This is a genomic window from Paracoccus mangrovi, from assembly GCF_042648425.1.
Taxonomy (GTDB): domain Bacteria; phylum Pseudomonadota; class Alphaproteobacteria; order Rhodobacterales; family Rhodobacteraceae; genus Paracoccus; species Paracoccus mangrovi.
The window spans coordinates 77,392-98,389 of record NZ_JBHRXJ010000010.1 but is presented as its reverse complement, the minus strand read 5'-3'; the positions used below and the strand labels follow the sequence as shown (position 1 = coordinate 98,389).

Below are 20,998 nucleotides of genomic sequence, written 5' to 3'. Positions count from 1 at the left end.
TCTCAGGCCTCTTCCGACGAGCGCGCCCAAAGGTTGATATCGCCCACATCGGCGCACAGCGCGTCGATCCGGGCGATCTCGTCGGGCGTGAAATCGGTATTGGCCACCGCGCCCGCGCATTCGACGACCTGTTCGGGCCGCGAGGCACCGATCAGCGCCGAGGTCACCCGCCCGCCACGCAGCACCCATGCGATGGCCATCTGCGCAAGGCTTTGGCCGCGCGCCTCGGCAATGTCGTTGAGCCCGCGCAACGCCGCAAGGCTGGTCTCATTGAGCCAATCGGGGTGCAGCGATTTGCCCTGTGCGGCGCGGCTGTCGCCGGGGATGCCGTTCAGATAGCGGCGCGTCAGCATGCCCTGCGCCAGCGCGGTAAAGGCGATCGAGCCCATGCCCAGATCGTCCATCGCATCCAGGAGCCCGTCACGCTCGACCCAGCGGTTCAGCATGTTATAGCTGGGCTGATGGATCAGGCAGGGCGTGCCCAGATCGCGCAGGATCGCCGCCGCTTCGCGGGTGCGCTGCGCATTATAGCTGGAAAGCCCGACATAAAGCGCGCGCCCCGACCGCACGATGTGATCCAGCGCCGCCATGGTTTCCTCAAGCGGCGTGTCGGGGTCGAAGCGGTGCGAATAGAAGATGTCGACATAATCGACCCCCAGCCGTTTCAGCGACTGGTCACAGCTGGCGATCAGATATTTGCGGCTGCCCCATTCGCCGTAGGGGCCGTCCCACATGTAATAGCCGGCCTTGGAACTGATGATCAGCTCGTCGCGCAGACCGGCGAAATCGCTGCGCAGGATCTGGCCAAAGGCCTCTTCGGCGGCGCCGGGGCGGGGGCCGTAATTATTGGCCAGATCGAAATGGGTGATGCCGTGATCAAAGGCCGCCTGACAGATGGCGCGCTTGGTCTGATGGGGGGTGTCCTCGCCGAAATTATGCCACAGACCCAGACTGACCGCCGGCAGTTTCAGCCCCGATCTGCCACTGCGGCGATATTCCATCCGCGCGTAACGGTCGGGCGCGGGGGTATAGCGCGCCCCCGCGTTCAGATAGGCGGGACGTTCAGCCATCGGACAGCTCCTCGTTCAGGACCTCGTTGCAGCGGGCGCAGGTGCCGGGATGGGCATGGCTGCCGACATCGGGCAGGATCTTCCAGCAGCGCTGGCATTTCTCGCCCTCGGCCGGCTCGAACACCACACCCACGCCGGTCACATCGGGCAGGCGGAACGCCTCGTCCGGGATCGGATCGGCGGTCAGGCTGATCCCCGAGGTGATGCAGATATCGGCGAAATCGACCGATTTCAGCGCCTTGAGCATATCGTCGTCGCGCACATGCACCACCGGCGCGGCCTCAAGACTGGCGCCGATGACCTTGTCCGTGCGCTTGATTTCCAGGGCGGCGGTCACGGCGCGGCGGGCGCGGCGGATCGCATCCCATTTCCGCGCCAGGGGCTCGTTCAGCCAGTCGGCCGGCGTGACCGGGAAATCATGCAGATGCACGCTGTCCTGTTTCGAGGGGAAGCGCGACAGCCAGACATCCTCCATCGTGAAGGGCAGCATCGGCGCAAGCCATGTCACCAGCCGGTGGAACAGGATGTCCAGCACCGTGCGTGCCGCGCGCCTGCGGCGGCTGTCGGGCGCGTCGCAATAAAGCGCGTCCTTGCGGATGTCGAAATAGAATGCCGACAGGTCCACGGTCGCGAACTGGAACACGCTCTGGAACACGCCCTGGAAGTCATAGGCGTCATAGCCCTTGCGCAGCTGGTGGTCGATCTGCGCCAGCCGGTGCAGGATCCACTGTTCCAGTTCCGGCATTTCCTCGACCGGGACGCGTTCGGCGTCCGAGAACCCGTCGAGATTGCCCAGCACGAAACGCAGCGTGTTGCGCAGCCGGCGATAGCTGTCGGCGGTGCCTTTCAGGATCTCTTTGCCGATGCGCAGGTCGGTCGTGTAATCCGACTGCGCCACCCAAAGCCGCAGGATATCGGCGCCGTATTCCTTGATGATATCGGCGGGCGCGACGGTATTGCCCAGCGATTTGGACATTTTCATGCCCTTTTCATCCAGCGTGAAGCCGTGGGTCAGAACGCCGCGATAGGGCGCGCGCCCCTTGGTCGCGCAGGCCTGCAAAAGCGAGGAATGGAACCAGCCGCGATGCTGGTCGGTGCCTTCCAGATACAGATCGGCGATGCCGTCAGGGGCGCCATCGTCGCGGTCGCGCAGCACGAAGGCATGGGTCGAGCCGCTGTCGAACCACACATCCAGCACGTCCATGACCTGATCGTAATCGTCGGGGTTGACGATCCCGTCCAGCACGCGCGCCTTGAAATCGTCGCGATACCAGATATCTGCGCCATCTTTCTCGAAGGCTTCGATGATCCGGTCATTGATGCGCTGATCGCGCAGCAGGAAATCGGCGTCGTCGGGTCGCGCGCCCTTTTTCACGAAACAGGTCAGCGGCACGCCCCAGGCGCGCTGGCGCGACAGAACCCAATCGGGGCGGTTTTCGACCATGGAAAACAGCCGGTTGCGCCCGGTCTGCGGCGTCCATTTGACCAGTTTGTCGATCGAGGTCAGCGCGCGGGTGCGGATGGTCGCGCCGTATTCGCCCATGCCGTCATCCAGCGCCTTGTCGATGGCGGCGAACCATTGCGGTGTGTTGCGATAGATCAGCGGCGCTTTCGAGCGCCAGCTATGGGGATAGCTGTGCTTGACCTTGCCCTTGGCCAAAAGCGCGCCGGCATAAGCCAGCTGCTTGATGTTTTCGACATTGGCCGGGCCGTCCTTGCCATCGGGCTGGATGATCGCGAGCCCGCCAAAGACCGGCAGGTCTTTGCGATATGATCCGTCCGGCTCGACGTTATAGGTCATCGGCAGGCCGTATTTCAGGCCCAGCTGATAGTCGTCATCGCCATGGCTGGGGGCGGTATGGACAAAGCCCGTGCCCGCGTCATCGGTGACGTGATCGCCGGGCAGCAGCGGGACGTCGTAATCCCATTCGCCATTGCCGCCCTCGATCCCGCGATAGGGATGGGCGAGGATCAGGCCCGACAGTTCATCCGCCGCAACATCGCGCAGGCGCTTGTGGCTTTCGACCTTGGCCGCGGTCATCACGCCCTCGGCCAGCGCATCGGCCAGCACCAGTTTTTCGCCGCTCTGGGCGGTGGCGTTCTCGGCCACGGCGCCGACCTCATAAAGGCCGTAAGCGATGCCGGGGTTGTAGGCCACGGCGCGGTTTTGCGGGATGGTCCAGGGCGTGGTGGTCCAGATCACGACAGATGCGCCATCCAGCGCCGCCGCAACCGGCTTGAACCGCACCCAGATCGTATGGCTGGTATGGTCGTGATATTCGACCTCGGCCTCGGCCAAGGCGGTCTTTTCCACCGGCGACCACATCACCGGTTTTGAGCCCTGATACAGCGACCCGTTCATCAGCAGTTTCATGAACTCGGCCGCGATCACCGCCTCGGCGTGGAAATCCATGGTCAGATAGGGCGCGTCCCAATTGCCGATCACGCCCAGACGCTTGAACTCCTCGCGCTGGACGTCGATCCAGCGGTCGGCAAATGCTCGGCATTCCTGACGGAACTCGATGGTATCGACGGCGTCCTTGTCCTGACCCTTCTTGCGGTATTCCTCTTCGATCTTCCATTCGATGGGCAGGCCGTGACAGTCCCAGCCCGGCACATAGCGCGCGTCGCGGCCCATCATCTGCTGCGAGCGGGTGATGAAATCCTTGAGCACCTTGTTCAGCGCGTGGCCGATATGCAGGTTGCCGTTCGCATAGGGCGGGCCGTCATGCAGGATAAAGGGCTTGCGCCCCTGTTTTTCGCGCAGGCGGTCATAGATGCCGATCCGGGCCCACCGCGCCAGCCATTCCGGTTCGCGCTGCGGCAGGCCCGCGCGCATCGGAAAATCGGTCTGGGGCAGGAAAACGGTGTCGCGGTAATCGGGCGCGGTCGGGGTGGTGTCGCTCATCTGGCGGGGATCCTTCGGTGGCAGGGCAGGCATGCGTAACCCGGCGGCGAGGGGATCCTACGCCGCCGGGCGGGTAATTCGCTGAATCCGGCCCATGCTGAACATGAAGCGGGTTATAGGAAACCGGCCAAGCCCCTGCAAGCGCTTGTGCTTGGGCGCGGGCTGGGGCAAGGCTGCGGCCATGGGATACCGTATCGCGATTATCGGCGCCGGCATCGGCGGGCTGGCCCTTGCGGCGCTTTTGGCCGAGGATGGGCACGATCCCACCCTGTTCGAACGTTTCGATTGCCCCCGCCCGGTCGGGTCCGGGCTGGTGATCCAGCCGGTCGGACAGGCGGTGATGGGGCTGATCGGTCTGGACGACGATCTGTGCCGCCTGTCCAGCCCGATCGCGCATATGCTGGGCCATGGCGCGGGCGGGCGGCGGGTGCTGGACGTGTCCTATCCCGGCGACGCGCCCGGACGCGGCATTCACCGCGCGGCGCTGTTTCAGCTGTTATGGGACCGGGTCGCCCGGCTGGGCCTGCCGGTGGTGACCTCGGCCGAGGTCGAGAACGCGCCGCTGGTCGGGGCGGGGCAGCGGGGTTCGGATCAACGCATCCTGCGCTTGCGGGACGGGCGCGAATACGGCCCCTTCGATCTGGTCGTGGATGCCAGCGGCGCGGGCTCGCGCATCTCGCCCCTGCGGGCGCGGCCCTTGGGCTATGGTGCGATCTGGGGCACCGTCCCCTGGCCGTCCGGGACGGCGCTGACCCGGACCCAGCTGCGCCAGCGCTATCACGGCGCAAGCCGCATGGCGGGCATCCTGCCGATCGGTCGTCTTGCGGGGGATGCGACGCCGCTTGCGGCGGTGTTCTGGTCGATGCCCCTGGCCGAGCTTGAGGCCTGGCCCGAGGCGTCGCTTGCGGGGTGGAAGGCCGGGGTCACCGCGCTTTGGCCCGAGATGGCGCCGTTTCTGGAGCCGATCCGGCGGAATGCCGACATGACCGTCGCGCGCTATAGCCATGGCACGCTTGGCAGGCCGCATGCGCCGGGGCTTGTCCATATCGGAGACGCCGCCCATCGCGCCAGCCCGCAGCTTGGGCAGGGGGCGAATATGGCGCTTTTGGATGCGCTGGCGCTGAGCCATGCGCTGCGCGCGGGGCTGAACGAGGCATTGCCCGATTACGCCGCCATGCGGCGCTGGCATGTCCGCATCTATCAGGGCATGAGCGCGGCCTTTACGCCGATGTATCAATCGGGCAGCCGCAGCCTGCCGGTCCTGCGCGATCTGGTGCTGGCGCCGTGTTCGGGCCTGCCGGGGGTGCGACAGGCGCTGACGCGGCTGGTCGCGGGCACGATGATCCCGCCCTTGGCCGGAAGCCATGCGCCGCAGCCCGCATCGGGACAAGCTGCCGCATTGCGCGCGGCGCGGGCCGCCCCCATATCCCGCGCATGATCCCGCCGCGCTTTTCCGTCACCCCCGAACAGATCGACCGCGTCGTCGCGGTCTTTTACGCCGCCATCCGCCGGCACGAGGTGCTTGGCCCGATCTTTGCCGGGCATGTCACCGATTGGCCCGAGCACGAGGAAAAGATCGCCCGTTTCTGGAAGAACGCGATCCTTTACGAACGCAACTATGACGGCAATCCGATGCAGGTGCATATGCGCGCGGGCGATGTCCGCGCCCAGCATTTCGCGCCATGGCTGATGCTGTTTGACGAAACGCTGCGCCGCACCCTGCCTGACGATGCGGCGCGCGCCTGGTCAGAGCTTGCGCACCGGATCGGCGCCGGGCTGCGCATGGGCGTCGAGGATCTGCGCGAACGTGCGCCCGGGCCGCCGGTGCTGAAATAACCCGGTCCCGGCGGGCGGTGACTTTGCCGTGATCACGGCAATGCGCGGACTTGCGATATGGGGCGGGGGGCGACAAACAGGATGAACCTGTCATTTTTTGGGGGCATCCGATGAAAATCGACTATATCGAATTCTCCTCGCCCGATCTGCCGGCGACACAGCGGTTCTTCAGGGACGCCTTTGACTGGGGGTTCAAGGATTACGGCCCCGAATATCAGGAAATCACCGATGGCGGTGTCGATGGCGGCATTGCGGCCGGCCCTCTGGCGCCGCCTCTGGTGGTGCTGTGGACCGACGATATCGAGGCGGCGCAGGCGCGGGTGCGCGCGGCGGGGGGTGAAATCACCCGGCCGATCTTTGCCTTTCCGGGGGGCCAGCGCTTTCATTTCCGCGAACCCGGCGGCACCGAAATGGCGATCTGGTCCGATACCTGATACCTGATATTTGGGCCAGGACGGGACAGGGTGTCGGGACCAAAGGGCGCGGCGCGCGATCAGCGCGGCGGCCGCGCCTTATAGACCGGCAGCTTCCAGCCAAAGCTCATGCTGCCCGCGCGCAGGGCAAAGACCACCATCCCGCAGATGATCAGCGCCCAGCCGCGCCCGCAGCCAAGCGCCATCAGCACCACCGCCGCCAGCGCGCCGCCGAATGCCGCGGTGATATAGAGTTCACCCTGTTTCAGGATCAGCGGCACCTCGTTGCTGATGACATCGCGCATCAGCCCGCCAAAGCTGCCGGTCATCACCCCCATGACCACCACGACCACCGGGCTGACCCCCATGGCCAAGGCGACGCCGACGCCGGCCGGCACCGCCACCGCAAGCGCACAGGCATCCAGCCACAAGAGCGCCCGATAGCGGCTTTCCAGCAGATGCGCGGTCAGAAACACCACACAGGCCGCCGCCGCCGTCAGCACCAGAAGCGCGGGCCGGTCGACCCAGAAAACCGGATCGCGCCCCAGCACCAGATCGCGCAGCGTCCCGCCCCCGATCCCGGTCAGCGTGGCGAAAAAGATGAAACCTACCAGATCGAGCTGACCCCGGCTGGCGACCAGCGCCCCGGTCAGCGCGAAAATCAGCACGCTGGCATAGTCCATGACCGTGACCAGCGTGCCAAGCGTCACGATGCGGCCTTTGTCACGGGCTTATAGGGGGCCATGCCGGCCCGGGCCAATTCGTCGGCATGCTCGTTCTCGGCATGGCCGGCATGGCCCTTGATCCATTCCCAGCGCACCTTGTGGCGCGCCTGCGCGGCATCCAGCCGTTGCCACAGCTCGGCATTCTTGACCGGTTTGCGGTCGGCGGTGCGCCAGCCATTGCGTTTCCAGCCGTGGATCCATTGGGTCACGCCGTTCTTTACATAGGCGCTGTCGGTGGTGATGGTGATCTCGCTTGCGCGGGTCAGCGTCTCAAGCGCGCTGATCGCGGCCATAAGCTCCATCCGGTTGTTGGTGGTGTCGGGCTCGCCCCCCGACAATTCGCGTTCCTTGACGATCTGATCGCCGTCCATGGCGCGCATCAGCACGCCCCAGCCGCCGGGGCCGGGATTGCCGCTGCACGCGCCATCGGTCCATGCGAAAAGCCGTGTCATGCGCGCGCCACCGCCAGCTTGAGCCCCAAAAGCGCAAAGCTGGCCGCGAAGGCCCGCCGCAGCCAGCGCATCGCGCTTTCCGAGGCCAAAAGCGCATTGCGCCCGCTTGCGGCCAGCGCCGCATAGCCCAGAAACACCGCGAAGGTCATGGCCGAAAAGCCCGCGCCCAGCTCGACCAGCAACCCCATGCCCGCGCCCGCCGGCATGAATTGCGGCAGGAACGCCATGAAGAACAGCGGCAGCTTGGGATTGAGCAGGTTCAACAGGATGCCGCGCCAGACGATGCGCCCGGCCGGCGCGGGCGTCGCGGGCGCGACCGACATGCCGCCCCGGTCCCTGAGCACCGCCCAGGCCATCCACAAGAGATAGGCGACACCGGCGAATTTCACCGCCTGAAACAGCACCGCGCTGGCATGCAGGACGGCCGCCAGCCCGGCCATCGCGACCAGCATGTGAAAGACCGTGGCGATGGTACAGCCGACCGAGGCCCAGAACCCGGCCCGCATCCCGCCCCCCAGCGTCATCGACAGCGTATAGACGACGCCGATCCCCGGCGAGACGCAGACAATGAATGCCGTCAACAGGTAATCCCAGCTCATGCGTCCAACCCCTTATAGCCCGGCAGGGCGGTAATGCGGTCCAGCCAGCGCCCGATGGCCGGAAACCGTGCCATGTCGAACCCGCCACGGCTGCCCGCCGTATGGGTATAACCGTAAAGACAGATATCGGCGAGGCTAGGGGCATCGCCCACCAGCCAGTCGCGCCCGCCCGCCAGCCGGTCCTCGATGATCTGCAAATGCGCATGCCCGCGTTCCAGCAACTCGGCCATCCGCTCGGGCGTGGCCAGCACGCGGCGGCTTGGATAGAACATGAGGGCGCCGCGCACGGCGACGGTGCCCTCATGCTGGTTCTGTTCCCAGAACATCCAGCCCAGCATTTCGGCGCGCAGGACGGGATCGGCGGGCACGAACGCGGTGCCTTCGCCCAGCCAGCACAGGATCGCGTTCGATTCCGGCAAAAGCCGGCCATCGTCCAGTTCCAGCACCGGGGCCTTGCCAAAGGGCAGGCGGCCAGCGGACCGGGCGCCTTCCAGCGCCTCGGTCTTATATTCGACGTCGACGATCTCGCAGGGGCGTTTCAACAGGGCCAGCAGCAGCCGCACCTTGTAGCTGTTTCCCGACGAAGGCATCGAAAGCAGTCGCATCGTCAATCTCCATCCTGTTGACATGCCCGTCGCGCCCGGGCTTTGGCCCCGGGGGCCGCAAGGCGGCACTATAGGCGGCAAGATTGCGGGCGACCAGCGTCCCCGAGGTCGAAAACCCGCCTAGCCGGGTTTTCCCAGATAGGGGATGGATCCGGCCAGATCGGTATCGTCGATCAGGCGGAAATGGCTGACCGCGCCGGTCTTGCGCGCGGCGGCAAAGGGCGCGTATTCGGCGCTGCCGGCAAAGGCCAGCGCGTCCTCGCGGCTGGGAAACTGAATCAGCGCGATCAACGTGACGTCGGTGGGCGTGCCCTCAAGCGTCTCGATATTGCCGCTGCGCGACAGATAGCGGCCGTTGTATTTCGCGGCGATATCGTGGACGCGGGCGGCGTAATCGGGGATCCATGCGCCATCGGTAACCTTAACCTCGGCGATCACAAAGACGGTCATTCGTTCCTCCATCCAGTGCGTGGCGGCTGCGACAGGAATCGCCGCCAGCCGGGAGAGGATATGATGCGGGAACGCCGCGGGGCAATGCGACCTATGGCGGGACGATCAGGCCGGTTCGCGCAGCACCCGGGGCACCTTGAATTCGATGTTCTCGCGTGCCGTCTCGACCAGTTCGACGGTCAGGTCATAGCGTTGGCCAAAGGCCGCGACCACCTCGTCGACCAGCACCTCGGGGGCGCTGGCGCCGGCGGTGACGCCGACCGCGCGGGCGCCCTCGATGGCGCGCCAGTCGATCTGATCGGCGCGCATGACGAGCTGGCTATAGGCGCAGCCGGCGGCGCGCCCGACCTCGACCAGCCGGCGGGAATTGGAACTGTTGGGCGCCCCGATCACGAAAAGCGCGTCGATGCGCCCCGCAATCGCCTTGACCGAGGCCTGGCGGTTGGTCGTGGCATAGCAGATATCTTCCTTGGCCGGTCCGACGATGGCGGGAAACCGCGCCTGAAGGGCGGCGACGATGGCGGCCGTGTCATCGACCGAAAGCGTCGTCTGGGTGATAAAGGCCAGCCGCGCCGGATCGCGCGGCGTGATGCCGGCGACATCCTCGATCGTCTCGACCAAAAGCACCTCGCCCTCGGGCAATTGCCCCATGGTGCCCAGAACCTCGGGGTGACCGGCATGGCCGATCATCACCATCTGCAAGCCCTCGGCATGGTGGCGCTCGGCCTCGACATGGACCTTGCTGACCAGGGGGCAGGTGGCGTCGACAAAGACCATCTCACGGCGGCGGGCCTCGGCGGGCACGGCCTTGGGCACGCCATGGGCGGAAAAGATCACCGGCCGGTCCGAGGGCACATCGTCCAGTTCCTCGACAAAGACCGCGCCCTTGTCGCGCAGGCTGTCGACGACGAATTTGTTGTGCACGATCTCGTGGCGGACATAAACGGGCGCGCCCCATTTCTGCAACGCCAGCTCGACGATCTTGATGGCGCGGTCGACGCCGGCGCAAAAGCCGCGCGGCGCCGCAAGGTAAAGGGTCAAAGGCTGTTTCTGGTCCATGGCTCTCACCTAGTGCCGGCGCGGGCGGGCCGCAAGCCGTCAGTCATTTCCCGGTCAGTCGCCCTCGAACGCGGTCAGGGCATGGACGTCATAGCCCATCCCCTCGAGCAGGGCGCGCCCGCCCAGATCGGGAAGGTCGATGACAAAGGCACAGCCGACGACACCGGCGCCCAGCCTTTCGCACAGCCGGATCCCCGCCGCCGCCGTGCCCCCGGTGGCCAGCAGGTCGTCCACGATCAGCACCCGCTCGCCGGATTTCAGGGCATCGTCATGGATCTCCATCACCGCCTCGCCATATTCCAGGGCATAGGCCTCGCTGATGACGGAACCGGGCAGCTTGCCCTTTTTGCGGATCGGCACAAAGCCCACCGAGAGCTGATGCGCGACCGCACCGCCCAGGATGAAGCCGCGCGCCTCAAGCCCGACCACCTTGTCGATGGCAAGACCCGCATAGGGCGTCAGAAGCTGGTCCACCGCCATGCGAAAGCCGCGCGCATCGGCGAAAAGCGTGGTCACGTCGCGAAACAGGATGCCCTCTTTGGGGAAATCCACGATGGTGCGGATATAGTCGCGCAGGCTGCGCGTATCGCGCAGCGGCCTGTCACCGGCGATCCGGGTATCGGCTTGATGGGCGGCCGGGGCGTTGATCGGGGGCTTGGGCGATGTCATGGGCGCTCCATCTCGAAGGTTTCGGTGGTGGTGGCGTAATCCTTGTAGCCCAGCCGCGACAGCCAGCCGGTCGCGCGCAGATCGAAACGCCCGTCGATGACGCAATCCTCGCGCAGATGGATGCCGGTGACGACGCCCAGGACCATGTAATTCGCCTCGCCCGCCAGACGCAGGATGCGGGTCGCGCGGCATTCCAGCGATGCGGCGGCATGGGCCACGCGCAGGCAGTCGATGGTTTCGCACGGCGCGGATTCGATGCCGGCGGCCTCGAACTCGCTTTTGCCGGCGGGCAATGCGGCGGAACTGGCATTTACCTGATCGCGCATCGCGCCATCGGCGATATTGACGCAAAACACCCGGCTTTCGGCGATCTGGGCGACGCTGTCCTTGGTGCCGCGCCGGTCCTCCTTGGCCGAGGTCGAGGCGAACATGACCTGCGGCGGCACATAGGCGGTCAGGTTGAAGAACGAATAGGGCGCAAGATTGTCGCCCCGGCGCCCCCGGGTCGAGACCCAGCCGATGGGTCGCGGCGCCACGATGGCGTTCAGCGGGTTATGGGGCAGTCCGTGGCCGTCCTGGGGGCGATAGAACATGGCGGGCTGGCTCCTTCGTGCTGGAAACGCGGTACTGGGAACGCGGCGGGGTGAGGCCGCTTTCGGTATGTGTCAGTCGGGGTCGTCGAAGTCGATCCCATGGCGCCCACAAAACCAGAGAAACAACGGAATTTCCATCGCCGCCATGCTGAGCAACAGAAAGACCGCCCAATTGGTTTCGACGAAGACAAGCGAAAACCCGATGCCGCGCCCCGCAAACAGCGCCGCCCCCACCGCCAGCGCCAGCGCGGTGAGCACAAGATCGACGATCAGCATCCGCCGCATCGTCAGATCGCGCATGCTCGGATAGATGCCCAGATAGGCGATCAACAGGATCGTGGCCTCGATGATCAGCAATTGCAGTTCGGCCGGCATGGCGGGGTTCCATGGATTGGCCCGGCGAAAATGGGCGGGGCGCGAAGGCCAAATCTGAACGCCGCCGCAGGACAGGTCAAGCCGGCATCCCGGCCCTGACCTGCCCGTTCTGCGCTATCCGTTCTGTGCCGCCCGTCCTGTGCTGCCCGCCCGGCCCGCCATGCCAGATCCTGCCCGGCTCCGGCGCGCAAGAATTTGTCCGCTGCGGGCCTTGCAAACGGTTTTCGTGCGCACGCATGCATGTTACCCGGAACCCCGCGCGCCGGTTGGCGCCGAATCCCGCCCGTTCCATGCCCGTCCCGCAAACCGGAGCCCGGATGTACGAACTTTGCCCCGAAACCCCTGCCGACACGCCCGAGGTCGAGGCGCTGCTGGATCTGTGTTTTGCCCCGGGGCGGACGGCGCTGTCCTCGTACCGGCTGCGCGATGGGGTGGCGCCGGTGTTGCCGCTATGTCTGATGCTGCGCAACGAATACCGGGTGCCGGTGGGGGCGATCCGCTATTGGCCGGTGCGGATCGGGGCCTGGCCGGTATTACTGCTGGGTCCGATCGCGGTGCATCCGACCACCCAGGGCGAGGGGCTGGGCGCGCTGTTGATGCGCGAAAGTCTGGAACGCGCGCTGGCGCTGGGCTGGGAACGGGTGATGCTGGTCGGGGATCTGCCCTATTACGAGCGGTTCGGTTTTTCCCGGCTTGAAGGGGTCGAGATGCCGCCGCCCACCAACCCCGACCGGGTGCTCGGGCTCGAATTGCGGCCCGGCGCATGGCAGGGCGTTCACGGTCTGGTCGAACGGATCGCCGGGGCGGGGGACGCGGCGCGGGCCGGGGATGGCAGGGCGCCCGCCACGGGGGACGAAGACGGCACGGGGGCCGGGAACCAGACCGGAAACGGGACGGGGAACGGCGATGCCGCCCCGGCCGGGCACCGGGCCCGGATCGGATCGGCCGGCTGATCGCCGGAACCCGACTTGCGGATTGCCGACGGATTTCGGGAACTGGCGCCGGCTTTCGGGGTTTTCCTTTTCGCGCGGGGCTTGTCCCGTGCCCGAACCGTCCCCAGCTGTTTTCAGGTGATGACAGAGCAAACCCAGATATCCCCGCGGCAGTCGATCCTGCCTCCGATCACCGACCCCACCGTCCATGCCGAGATCGACCGGCTGGCGCGGCGCTATCTGGCCGCGGGCGGCATCGCCATGGAGGTGCTGAACGCCGTCGGCGGCAAGGCCGAGGGGCTGGTCGAAAAGCTGCCGCAATCGGTGCGCGGGCGGCTGGACCGGCTGACCTATGCCGCGCTGGACCGTGCCTTTGACGCGGCGGCGCGTTCGCGCGGGGTGCTGCGCGACCGGGGCGACATGTTCAACCGGCTTTTGTCCACCACCTCGGGCGCGGTGGGCGGCATTGCCGGGCTGGGCGGCGCCATGCTGGAACTGCCGGTGACGATCACGCTTTTGTTGCGCGCGATCATGGATATCGCATCCGAACACGGGTTCGATCCGAATTCCGATGCGGCGCGGCGCGCGGCCTTGCAGATCTTTGCCTCGTCCGGGCCGCTCTCTGAGGATGACGGCACCGATCTTGGGCTTTTGACGGCGCGGATGACGATCACCGGGCACACGGTGCAGGCGCTGATCGGGCGCGTGGCGCCCCGGCTTTCGGCCTCGATGGCGCAGAAACTCGCGGCGCAGACGGTGCCGGTTCTGGGCGCGGTCGCGGGGGCCACGATCAACTATAATTTCACCCGCTATTATCAGGAACTGGCACGGGTGCATTTCGGGCTGATGCGGCTGTCCGAGGAAACCGGCATCCCGCGCGAGGCGCTGATCGAGGCGCTGGAGCTGCGCATGAACCAGCTGCGGCCGGGCCGCAAGGCGCTGAACCGGGGGCAGGCGGGGTCCTGATCGCGGATCCCCCCGCGCGGCCCGTGCCAGGCGGCCACCCGGCGTTCACGCTCCGGTCTCGGCCTCGGCGGCAAGTTGCAGGGGGGCTGTGGGGGCATCCAGATGGTCGATACCCAAAGGTGCGCTGGGCCGGGCAAGGCGCGATTTCACCACCCAGTGCAGGCGTTCCTGTGCCCGGGTGATGGCGACATAGGCAAGGCGTTTCCACAATGCGATCCCGGCCTCGGACCGACCCGACCACGCGGCGGCGGAAATGTCGGGGGCAAAGACCTGGACATCGGGCCATTGCGAGCCCTGGGCCTTGTGGATGGTCACCGCCGCGCCATGCAGGAAAGTTGCGCCCATGCGCGCGGCATAGGGGATAAAGGGTTCCTCGACATCGGGCATCTCGATCTTGACGATGCTTGCGGCCGAGATGCGCGGATCCTCGGCGCCGACGACATGCAGGCGCGAAAAGCCGGGCTTGCGCCCCGGTCCCAGATAGACCACCTGCGCCCCCTTGATGAGACCCCGCGCCTCAAGGTCGATGCGTTTCTTGCGGTGCTTGAGCGGCAGCTCGAGCCCGTCGCAGATCAGGGGCTCGCCCGGCAGCAGCGCATCGCCCGGCGCCCCATAGGCCGAGCGAAAGGCCTGGATCAGCTTGATGCGGGTCACGTTGCGCCACACGAGCACCGGGCTTTCCGCCATCAGATCGGATTCGACCCGCTCGGCCCAGATGACGCGGGGGTCGCGGCTCGCGGCATCGCGGATCATGCGCTCGAACGCATCGAACTCCAGCGCCGGGTCGGCCAGCGCGTGCGCCAGGTCAAGGATCGGGCTGTCATCCTGTTGGCGGTGGATGCGGTTCAGGATCAGCCGCTGCGGCGCCGCCAGCCGGTCAAAGACCATCTCGCCCGACTGGCCCACCGGGGCCAGCTGCGCGGGATCGCCAAACAGGATCAGCACTGGAAAGATTTCGCGCAGGTCCTCGAACTGGCGTTCGTCAAGCATCGAGGCCTCGTCGATCAGACCGATATCCAGCCCGTCCTCGCGGCGTTTCCAGCCCCGGATGAAATCCGAGCCGCGCAGCCCCGCCGCCGCCAGCGCGCCGGGGATCGAGGCATGCAGGTCATAGAACGCCTTGGCGCGGTCAAGGGCCGCATCGGTCAGCCCCTCCATCAGCTTGTCGGGATCGGGACGGTCGCCCATGCCGGTCAGCCAGTCGGCGATGCGTTCATATTCCGGGTCATAGACCGGGGTATACAGAATGCGGTGGATCGTGGTCGCCGGCACGCCGCGCATGCGCAGGACGAAGGCCGCCTTGTTCGTCGGGGCAAGGATCGCGACCGTGCGGCGGTCCTTGCGCGGCTTGCCCTCGTAATCGCCCGAGATGATGTCGACGCCCGTGGCTTTCAGCGCCTTGGTCAGTTCCGCCAGCAGCAGCGTCTTGCCCGAGCCGGCCTTGCCGATCACCGCCATAACCCGGCCCTTGCCGGGCTGGGGCGGGGCGATTTCCTCGGAGACGAGATCGATGCCGGCGGTTCCGAGGACCTCGGCCAGCGCATCCCAGGCCTCGGCCTGATCGGGGGAAAGGGTGGGAAGGGTCATTCGCCCCTGTTAGCCCGGCCCGCGCAAAGGGGGAAGCCCCAAGGCCCGGCGGCGCGGTCGCATGGATATTTGAGTGAAGAAGAAATCAGGCGCGGTCGTCCTTGGGTGAGCCCATGACGACATGGGTGGTGATGGTCGCGATCTGGGGAAAGGCGCCCAGCACCTCGATATGAAAGCGGCGATATGCTTCGAGATCGCGGACCTCGACCCGCAGAAGGTATTCGACGGTGCCGGTGATATTGTGGCATTCGCGGACCTGCGGCGCGGCAAGGCAGGCGCGTTCAAAGGCGCGCTGTGCGTCGTTGGTGTGGCGCGAAAGGCCGATGGTGACATAGGCGGTGAAGCCGGCGGCGCGGGCGGCGGGCGCGATGACGGCGCGGTACCCCTGAATCGCGCCGCGCCGTTCCAGATCCTGCACCCGGCGCAGGCAGGCCGAGGGCGAAAGGCCGACCTCGGCCGCGAGCTGTTGATTCGGGATGCGGCCGTTCTTTGCAAGGATGCGCAAGATCCGGGCGGATATCGCATCAATTTCGGCATCTGGTTGTTCTAATGGCGTTAGCATTGGCAAAACGGGTCGGAAATTGCGTTAAAGTCACAATATCATTGTGCCGTTAATCGGGAAACACGCAATGTCACACCAGATTCTGTTCGCGCTGATCGCCTTTGCCTTTGTCACCTCGGTCACGCCGGGGCCGAACAATGTCATGCTGATGGCTTCGGGGGCGAATTTCGGCCTGCGCCGGACGCTGCCGCATATGCTGGGGGTCGCGCTGGGGTTCGGGGCCATGGTGGCGCTGCTGGGGCTGGGGGTGGACCGGCTGATCGCCGGATCACCCCGGCTGGCCGAGGCGATGAAATGGATCAGCATGGCCTATATGCTGTGGCTCGCGTGGAAGATCGCCCATGCGTCGGGACCGATCCGCAAGGGGGATGTGACGGCGCGGCCGATGAGCTTTCTGGCGGCTTGCGCGTTTCAATGGGTCAATCCCAAGGCGTGGATGATGGGGCTGGGCGCGCTTTCGGCCTATTCCGCGGGGGCGGGCGGGGCGTTGGTGGTGGCCCTGATCTTTACGCTGGTGAACCTGCCCTCGGTCGCGATCTGGGCGGCGATGGGGCAGGGTCTGCGCGGCGTGCTTGAGCAGCCGGCGCGGCTGATCTGGTTCAACCGGACGATGGCGGTGTTGTTGGTCGTGTCGATGGCGCCGGTGGTCATCGGACACTGAGCGCGATCAGCGCGGCAACGCCCAGCACGATCAGGCCCATGCCCGCCAGCTGGCGCGGGCTTGCGCCTTCGCGGAAGATGCGGCCCGAGACGAGCTGCGCCATCACCACCTCGACCAGCGCCAGCGTGCGGACATTGGCCGCCGCCGTCAGCGCGAAACCGATAAACCAGAACAGCGAGGCGAGCGCCCCCAGCGCCCCCGCGCCGAGCGAGCCGCGCCAGTGCCGGGCGATGCCGGCAAGTGCGGCCCGGTCGGCAAGCGCCAGCCATGCCAGCATCAGCACGCTTTGCAGGGCAAGGCCGAGGGCAAGGATGGTCGCCGCGCGGGTGATGCTGTGGCCGAAGGGCAGGGCAAGGATGGCGCCGCGAAAGCCGATGGCCGAAAGCCCGAACAGCGCGCCCGCCGCAATTCCCAGCGCCGCCGCTTTCCAGCCGCCGCGCCGCCAGTCCACGCCGGACGTGATGACCACGCCCAGCGTCGCGACGGCGATGGCGGCCATGCGCGCGAGGCCAAGCGGTTCGGCCAGCACCACCGCGCCGATCAGCGCCAGCGTCACCGGCTCGGTCTTGATGAGCGCGGTGGTGACGCCAAAACCGCGCGTCTTCATCGTCACCAGCATCAGCGCCGTGGCCGAGATCTGCGCCACCGCGCCCAGCATCGTCCAGGCAAGCACGACCCCGTCCGGCATCGGCAAGCTTGCGGCGCCGGGGGCCGGCCCGTCGGGCAGGGGCGATGGCGGGACCCAGAACAGCACCAGAAGGAACAGCAGCGCAAAGGGCAGGCCGAACAGAAAGCGCACCGCCGTCGCCCCCATCGTGCCCAGTTCCGCCGTCAGCCGGCGCTGCGCGGCATTGCGCCCGGTCTGGGCGGCGGCGGCGATTAGGGTCGCAAGGATCCAGCCCACCGGCCGCGCCCCTTAGCCGCGAATGGCGGCCAGCATCCGGGTGACGTTTTCGGGATCGGCCTCGGGGGTGATGCCATGCCCGAGGTTGAAGATATGCGGCCCCTTCGAGAAGGCTTGCACGATGCGGCGGGTTTCGGTCTCGAGCGCCGCGCCGCCGGTGACCAGCAGGCGGGGATCGAGATTGCCCTGAACGCAGCCGTCCTTTTGCACCTCGGCGGCGGCCCAGTCGGCACTGACGGAATTGTCCAGGGCCACGCAATCGGCACCGGACGCGCGGGCGAAACCGGCATAGCGGGGGCCGGCCTCGCGCGGGAAGGCGATGACCGGGATGCCGGGATGGCGGGCCTTGATCGCGGCGATGATGCGGCGCGCGGGGGCCAGTGCGAAATCGTCGAAATCGGCCCCTTTCAGCGAGCCGGCCCAGCTGTCGAACAGCTTGACCACCTCGGCCCCGGCCTCGATCTGGGCCGAGAGATATTCGATGGTCGCATCGGTGATGCGCTCGATCAGCTGGGTAAAGGCCACGCGGTCGGCGGCCTTCATCGCATGGGCCGGACCCTGATCGGGGGTGCCGCGCCCGGCGATCATATAGGTCGCGACCGTCCAGGGGGCGCCTGCGAAACCGATCAGCGTCACCTCGGGCGGAAGCTCGCGGGCAAGGATGCGGACGGTTTCGTAGACGGGGTTCAGAGTGTCGTGGATCGCATCGACGGGTTTCAGCGCCGCGACCCCGGCGGCATCGGTGATGGTCGAAAGCCGCGGCCCCTCGCCGGTCGCGAACCACAGATCCGCCCCCAGCGCCTGCGGCACAAGCAGGATATCGGCAAAGAGAATCGCCGCGTCAAAGCCATAGCGGCGGATCGGTTGCAGCGTCACCTCGGCCGCGAGGTCGGGGTTATAGCACAGCGACAAAAAGTCGCCGGCCTGGGCGCGGGTGGCGCGGTATTCGGGCAGGTAACGGCCCGCCTGACGCATCATCCACACGGGGGGAACGGGCAGGCGCTCGCCCGAAAGGGCGCGCAGGATCGGTTTTTGCGACATATCTCACCTCTTGGCGCCCTTCATGGCGCGCATCTTCCCGTTGTCAAGTCCGGGGGCGGACGCTAAGCCCGTGCCATGACCCAGATGCCCGACCCCCAGAACCCCCTTCGCATCGGCACGCGCGGCTCGGCGCTTGCGCTGGCGCAGGCGCATGAAACCCGCGACCGGCTGATGGCGGCGCATGGCCTTTCGGCCGATGCCTTCGAGATCGTCGTGATCAAGACCACCGGCGACCGCGTGCTGGACCGCCCGCTGAAAGAGATCGGCGGCAAGGGCCTGTTCACCCGCGAGATCGAGGATGCGCTGAGCGCGGGCGAGATCGACATCGCCGTCCATTCCATGAAGGACATGCCGACCATTCAGCCCGAGGGGTTGGTGATCGACTGTTACCTGCCGCGCGAAGATGTGCGCGACGCATTCGTCAGCCCGCATTTCGCCAGTATTTCCGAGCTTCCCCAAGGGGCTGTGGTCGGTTCCTCAAGCCTGCGCCGGCGGGCGCAGCTGGCCGCGCGACGGCCCGATCTGGAACTGGTCGAGTTTCGCGGAAACGTGCAGACGCGTCTGAAAAAGCTCGGTGACGGCGTTGCGGTCGCGACCTTTCTGGCCATGGCCGGCCTGTCGCGGCTGGGCATGCTGCATGTCGCGCGCGGCGCGGTCGACGCCGATGAGATGCTGCCCGCCGTGGCGCAGGGCTGTATCGGGGTCGAACGGCGCGCGGATGATGCGCGCATCGGCGCGATGCTGGCGGCGATCGCCAATCGCGACAGCGGGCTGCGCGTGACCGCCGAGCGCGCCTTTCTGCGCCGGCTGGACGGCTCCTGCCAGACGCCCATCGCCGGGCTTGCGGTGCTGAATGGCGACCGGCTGCATCTGCGGGGCGAGATCCTGCGCCCGGATGGCAGCGAGGTGATCGCGGGCGAACGGATCGGGCCGGCCGCTGACGGCGCGGCCATGGGCACCGATCTGGCCAATGAATTGCGCACCCGCGCGCCGGCGGATTTCTTCGACTGGGGCTAAAGCGCCAAGGCCGCCATCAATCCCAGCCCCAACAGCATCATCGCCCGGCGGTAAAGCCGCAGCCCGCGCATGAGATCCGCCGCATCCGGGTCGCGGGCGCCCTCGTTCAGCCATGGCTCGGGCGTTTCCACCCCGCCATAGCTGCGCGGACCCGAGAGCCGCACCCCCAGCGCGCCGGCCATCGCGGCCTCGGGCCAGCCGGCATTGGGCGAACGGTGGCGCCCGGCATCGCGGCGCATCATGCGCCAGGCGCGCGCCGACCCCGCCGTCGCGACAAACAGCAGCCCCGTCAGACGCGAGGCCGGCAGGTTCACCAGATCGTCCAGCCTGGCCGCAAAGCGCCCGAACAGGGCGTGACGCGGGCTCATATGGCCGATCATCGAATCCAGCGTGTTGATCGCCTTATAGGCGGCGATGCCCGGCAGGCCGGCGATGGCCGCCCACAGGATCGGCGCCACCACCCCGTCCGAGCTGTTTTCGGCCAGACTTTCCAGCGCGGCGCGGGCGATGGGTTCGGGCCGGTCGTCAAGGTCGCGGCCGACGATCATCGCCACCGCCGCGCGCGCCGCGGGCATGTCGCACATGGCCAGCGGGCGGGCCACCGCCGCGACGTGATCGTGAAGCGAGCGGCTGGCCACCAGCGGCCATGCAAGAACGCCCAGCAGGACCGGACCGAATGGCAGCGGCGCCAGCGCCCCTGTCAACAGGATCGCCGGGATCACCGCCGCCACGATCACCACCAGCGCCGCAAGCGTCCCGCGCAGAATGCGGCCCGTTCCCCGGTTCCAGCGCCGGTCCAGCGCCGCGATCAGCCGCCCCAGCCAGACCACCGGATGCGAGATGCGGCGATAGACGGCCTCGGGCCAGCCGATCAGCGGATCCAGCACCAGCGCCACCAGCGCCACGGTCAGCGTGTCATGAAGGGGGATCATGGCGCGACCCGGTTGACGGTCTCGATGGCCCAGCCGCCGGCATGGCGGGCCAGAATGGTCAGCGACAGGGGGGCGATGGAAAATGATAGCGCGGCGGGGCCGACGACCATGGCCAGCGCGGCGCGGGCGGTGCCGGCATGGGCGACGATGGCGACGGTCCCCCGCGCCTGATCCAGACGCGGCTGGACGCGGCCGCACATGTCGGAAAAGCTTTCGCCGCCCGGCGGGCGATGCGCGGCCAGCGCGTCGGGGGGCAAGGGGCCAAGATCGGGAATGCTGGCGCCCGGTTCCTCCCACGCGCCGAAATCCTGTTCCCACAGGGCGGGGTGATATTCGGGTGTCAGCCCCAGCGCCGCGCAGGTCTGACGGCAGCGCCGCGCCGGGCTTGCCCAGACCGTCCCGGCGCCCCGCAAAGCGCCCGCCGCCCAGTCCAGCGCCGCGCGGTCGCCGCAATTGGCATCGACATCGCGACGCCCGGCCAATCCCGGCCGGGCCAGCGGCGCGTGGCGCAGGATCAGAAGGCGGGGGACGAGATCGGGGGCGGGGTCGGGCTGGCGCATCGGCTTTCCGGATGGGACGGGCATGGATGGCCCGGGCGCGACGCCTTGTCAACGAAAGCGGCGCCTGGAAGGCGGCGCTTGT

23 protein-coding genes and 1 pseudogene are annotated in these 20,998 nt (G+C 67.2%); 7 read left to right on the top strand and 17 right to left on the bottom strand.

The features are described 5' to 3' along the window. Positions 1-2: 2 nt before the first annotated feature. A complete protein-coding gene (gene mgrA / locus ACFOMH_RS13895) occupies positions 3-1,070 on the bottom strand; it encodes an L-glyceraldehyde 3-phosphate reductase (protein ID WP_377745156.1) in 1,068 nt (355 codons plus the stop codon). Beyond that, a complete protein-coding gene (gene ileS, locus ACFOMH_RS13890) occupies positions 1,063-3,978 on the bottom strand; it encodes an isoleucine--tRNA ligase (RefSeq protein ID WP_377745154.1) in 2,916 nt (971 codons plus the stop codon). The genes mgrA and ileS overlap by 8 nt, the downstream gene beginning before the upstream one ends. 181 nt (positions 3,979-4,159) lie before the next feature. Between ileS and ACFOMH_RS13885 the strand changes: the two genes are divergently transcribed. The 3 genes from ACFOMH_RS13885 to ACFOMH_RS13875 all read left to right on the top strand — a co-directional run bounded on the left by ACFOMH_RS13885 (position 4,160) and on the right by ACFOMH_RS13875 (position 6,248). Beyond that, complete coding sequence (locus tag ACFOMH_RS13885; protein ID WP_377745152.1) at positions 4,160-5,416, top strand: FAD-dependent oxidoreductase; 1,257 nt, start codon at positions 4,160-4,162, stop codon at positions 5,414-5,416. Further along, a complete protein-coding gene (locus ACFOMH_RS13880) occupies positions 5,413-5,814 on the top strand; it encodes a group III truncated hemoglobin (RefSeq protein WP_374421874.1) in 402 nt (133 codons plus the stop codon). Before ACFOMH_RS13885 ends, ACFOMH_RS13880 begins: the two co-directional genes overlap by 4 nt. Positions 5,815-5,924: 110 nt before the next feature. Further along, the gene (locus ACFOMH_RS13875; RefSeq protein ID WP_377745150.1) at positions 5,925-6,248 is read left to right on the top strand and encodes a VOC family protein; all 324 of its coding nucleotides are present in this window, start codon (positions 5,925-5,927) and stop codon (positions 6,246-6,248) included. Positions 6,249-6,307: 59 nt separating this feature from the next. On the opposite strand, the gene ACFOMH_RS13870 is transcribed toward ACFOMH_RS13875, so the two are convergent. From ACFOMH_RS13870 to ACFOMH_RS13830, 9 genes are all read right to left on the bottom strand, one after another. Beyond that, entirely contained in the window at positions 6,308-6,910 is a 603-nt protein-coding gene (locus ACFOMH_RS13870; protein ID WP_374422232.1) for a trimeric intracellular cation channel family protein, read from the bottom strand. A gap of 23 nt (positions 6,911-6,933) precedes the next feature. Continuing rightward, on the bottom strand, positions 6,934-7,404 hold the full coding sequence (rnhA, locus tag ACFOMH_RS13865; RefSeq protein WP_374421877.1) for a ribonuclease HI: 471 nt from the start codon (positions 7,402-7,404) through the stop codon (positions 6,934-6,936). Continuing rightward, a complete protein-coding gene (locus ACFOMH_RS13860; RefSeq protein ID WP_374421879.1) occupies positions 7,401-8,003 on the bottom strand; it encodes a LysE family translocator in 603 nt (200 codons plus the stop codon). The genes rnhA and ACFOMH_RS13860 overlap by 4 nt, the downstream gene beginning before the upstream one ends. Then, entirely contained in the window at positions 8,000-8,608 is a 609-nt protein-coding gene (locus ACFOMH_RS13855) for a glutathione S-transferase family protein (protein WP_377745147.1), read from the bottom strand. The genes ACFOMH_RS13860 and ACFOMH_RS13855 overlap by 4 nt, the downstream gene beginning before the upstream one ends. Positions 8,609-8,728: 120 nt before the next feature. Continuing rightward, complete coding sequence (locus ACFOMH_RS13850) at positions 8,729-9,058, bottom strand: DUF1330 domain-containing protein (protein ID WP_374421881.1); 330 nt, start codon at positions 9,056-9,058, stop codon at positions 8,729-8,731. Positions 9,059-9,163: 105 nt separating this feature from the next. Then, entirely contained in the window at positions 9,164-10,117 is a 954-nt protein-coding gene (gene ispH / locus ACFOMH_RS13845; protein ID WP_374421882.1) for a 4-hydroxy-3-methylbut-2-enyl diphosphate reductase, read from the bottom strand. A gap of 54 nt (positions 10,118-10,171) precedes the next feature. Further along, positions 10,172-10,786 (bottom strand): adenine phosphoribosyltransferase, encoded by a 615-nt coding sequence (locus tag ACFOMH_RS13840; RefSeq protein WP_377745144.1) that lies wholly within the window; start codon positions 10,784-10,786, stop codon positions 10,172-10,174. Then, positions 10,783-11,379, bottom strand: a complete 597-nt coding sequence (locus ACFOMH_RS13835; protein WP_377745142.1) for a flavin reductase family protein — start codon at positions 11,377-11,379, stop codon at positions 10,783-10,785. The genes ACFOMH_RS13840 and ACFOMH_RS13835 overlap by 4 nt, the downstream gene beginning before the upstream one ends. Before the next feature lie 72 nt (positions 11,380-11,451). Beyond that, a complete protein-coding gene (locus ACFOMH_RS13830; RefSeq protein WP_374421887.1) occupies positions 11,452-11,754 on the bottom strand; it encodes a hypothetical protein in 303 nt (100 codons plus the stop codon). Positions 11,755-12,071: 317 nt separating this feature from the next. On the opposite strand from ACFOMH_RS13830, the pseudogene ACFOMH_RS13825 reads away from it, so the two are divergent. Together ACFOMH_RS13825 and ACFOMH_RS13820 are read left to right on the top strand one after the other, a co-directional pair. Next, positions 12,072-12,548, top strand: a pseudogene (locus tag ACFOMH_RS13825) (GNAT family N-acetyltransferase); the annotation flags it as partial. 279 nt (positions 12,549-12,827) lie between these two features. Beyond that, on the top strand, positions 12,828-13,652 hold the full coding sequence (locus tag ACFOMH_RS13820) for an EcsC family protein (protein WP_377745140.1): 825 nt from the start codon (positions 12,828-12,830) through the stop codon (positions 13,650-13,652). A gap of 45 nt (positions 13,653-13,697) precedes the next feature. Here ACFOMH_RS13820 and ACFOMH_RS13815 read toward each other — a convergent pair whose 3' ends face one another. Together ACFOMH_RS13815 and ACFOMH_RS13810 are read right to left on the bottom strand one after the other, a co-directional pair. Beyond that, on the bottom strand, positions 13,698-15,239 hold the full coding sequence (locus ACFOMH_RS13815) for an ATP-dependent DNA helicase (protein WP_377745138.1): 1,542 nt from the start codon (positions 15,237-15,239) through the stop codon (positions 13,698-13,700). An 85-nt stretch (positions 15,240-15,324) separates the two neighbouring features. Further along, complete coding sequence (locus ACFOMH_RS13810) at positions 15,325-15,801, bottom strand: Lrp/AsnC family transcriptional regulator (protein ID WP_377745137.1); 477 nt, start codon at positions 15,799-15,801, stop codon at positions 15,325-15,327. 67 nt (positions 15,802-15,868) lie between these two features. Between ACFOMH_RS13810 and ACFOMH_RS13805 the strand changes: the two genes are divergently transcribed. Beyond that, entirely contained in the window at positions 15,869-16,462 is a 594-nt protein-coding gene (locus ACFOMH_RS13805) for a LysE family translocator (protein ID WP_377745136.1), read from the top strand. Here ACFOMH_RS13805 and ACFOMH_RS13800 read toward each other — a convergent pair. Together ACFOMH_RS13800 and hemE are read right to left on the bottom strand one after the other, a co-directional pair. Then, positions 16,449-17,366 (bottom strand): EamA family transporter, encoded by a 918-nt coding sequence (locus tag ACFOMH_RS13800; protein WP_377745134.1) that lies wholly within the window; start codon positions 17,364-17,366, stop codon positions 16,449-16,451. The genes ACFOMH_RS13805 and ACFOMH_RS13800 overlap by 14 nt on opposite strands. Positions 17,367-17,378: 12 nt before the next feature. Then, positions 17,379-18,407 (bottom strand): uroporphyrinogen decarboxylase, encoded by a 1,029-nt coding sequence (hemE, locus tag ACFOMH_RS13795; protein WP_377745132.1) that lies wholly within the window; start codon positions 18,405-18,407, stop codon positions 17,379-17,381. 75 nt (positions 18,408-18,482) lie between these two features. On the opposite strand from hemE, the gene hemC reads away from it, so the two are divergent. Then, complete coding sequence (gene hemC / locus ACFOMH_RS13790) at positions 18,483-19,424, top strand: hydroxymethylbilane synthase (RefSeq protein WP_377745130.1); 942 nt, start codon at positions 18,483-18,485, stop codon at positions 19,422-19,424. On the opposite strand, the gene cbiB is transcribed toward hemC, so the two are convergent. Further along, a complete protein-coding gene (gene cbiB, locus ACFOMH_RS13785; RefSeq protein WP_377745128.1) occupies positions 19,421-20,356 on the bottom strand; it encodes an adenosylcobinamide-phosphate synthase CbiB in 936 nt (311 codons plus the stop codon). The genes hemC and cbiB overlap by 4 nt on opposite strands. After that, entirely contained in the window at positions 20,353-20,916 is a 564-nt protein-coding gene (locus ACFOMH_RS13780) for a histidine phosphatase family protein (protein ID WP_377745126.1), read from the bottom strand. The genes cbiB and ACFOMH_RS13780 overlap by 4 nt, the downstream gene beginning before the upstream one ends. Positions 20,917-20,998: the final 82 nt, after the last annotated feature.

Bases quoted from the DNA above. Each gene is read 5' to 3' on its own strand.
- ileS (WP_377745154.1), bottom strand. From the start codon at position 3,978: ATGAGCGACACCACCCCGACCGCGCCCGATTACCGCGACACCGTTTTC.
- ACFOMH_RS13875 (WP_377745150.1), top strand. From the start codon at position 5,925: ATGAAAATCGACTATATCGAATTCTCCTCGCCCGATCTGCCGGCGACA.
- ACFOMH_RS13835 (WP_377745142.1), bottom strand. From the start codon at position 11,379: ATGTTCTATCGCCCCCAGGACGGCCACGGACTGCCCCATAACCCGCTG.
- ACFOMH_RS13850 (WP_374421881.1), bottom strand. From the start codon at position 9,058: ATGACCGTCTTTGTGATCGCCGAGGTTAAGGTTACCGATGGCGCATGG.
- ACFOMH_RS13830 (WP_374421887.1), bottom strand. From the start codon at position 11,754: ATGCCGGCCGAACTGCAATTGCTGATCATCGAGGCCACGATCCTGTTG.
- ACFOMH_RS13840 (WP_377745144.1), bottom strand. From the start codon at position 10,786: ATGACATCGCCCAAGCCCCCGATCAACGCCCCGGCCGCCCATCAAGCC.
- ACFOMH_RS13870 (WP_374422232.1), bottom strand. From the start codon at position 6,910: ATGGACTATGCCAGCGTGCTGATTTTCGCGCTGACCGGGGCGCTGGTC.
- cbiB (WP_377745128.1), bottom strand. From the start codon at position 20,356: ATGATCCCCCTTCATGACACGCTGACCGTGGCGCTGGTGGCGCTGGTG.
- ACFOMH_RS13880 (WP_374421874.1), top strand. From the start codon at position 5,413: ATGATCCCGCCGCGCTTTTCCGTCACCCCCGAACAGATCGACCGCGTC.
- hemC (WP_377745130.1), top strand. From the start codon at position 18,483: ATGACCCAGATGCCCGACCCCCAGAACCCCCTTCGCATCGGCACGCGC.
- ACFOMH_RS13815 (WP_377745138.1), bottom strand. From the start codon at position 15,239: ATGACCCTTCCCACCCTTTCCCCCGATCAGGCCGAGGCCTGGGATGCG.
- ispH (WP_374421882.1), bottom strand. From the start codon at position 10,117: ATGGACCAGAAACAGCCTTTGACCCTTTACCTTGCGGCGCCGCGCGGC.
- hemE (WP_377745132.1), bottom strand. From the start codon at position 18,407: ATGTCGCAAAAACCGATCCTGCGCGCCCTTTCGGGCGAGCGCCTGCCC.
- ACFOMH_RS13810 (WP_377745137.1), bottom strand. From the start codon at position 15,801: ATGCTAACGCCATTAGAACAACCAGATGCCGAAATTGATGCGATATCC.
- ACFOMH_RS13805 (WP_377745136.1), top strand. From the start codon at position 15,869: ATGTCACACCAGATTCTGTTCGCGCTGATCGCCTTTGCCTTTGTCACC.
- ACFOMH_RS13860 (WP_374421879.1), bottom strand. From the start codon at position 8,003: ATGAGCTGGGATTACCTGTTGACGGCATTCATTGTCTGCGTCTCGCCG.
- ACFOMH_RS13855 (WP_377745147.1), bottom strand. From the start codon at position 8,608: ATGCGACTGCTTTCGATGCCTTCGTCGGGAAACAGCTACAAGGTGCGG.
- ACFOMH_RS13780 (WP_377745126.1), bottom strand. From the start codon at position 20,916: ATGCGCCAGCCCGACCCCGCCCCCGATCTCGTCCCCCGCCTTCTGATC.
- ACFOMH_RS13820 (WP_377745140.1), top strand. From the start codon at position 12,828: ATGACAGAGCAAACCCAGATATCCCCGCGGCAGTCGATCCTGCCTCCG.
- mgrA (WP_377745156.1), bottom strand. From the start codon at position 1,070: ATGGCTGAACGTCCCGCCTATCTGAACGCGGGGGCGCGCTATACCCCC.
- ACFOMH_RS13885 (WP_377745152.1), top strand. From the start codon at position 4,160: ATGGGATACCGTATCGCGATTATCGGCGCCGGCATCGGCGGGCTGGCC.
- rnhA (WP_374421877.1), bottom strand. From the start codon at position 7,404: ATGACACGGCTTTTCGCATGGACCGATGGCGCGTGCAGCGGCAATCCC.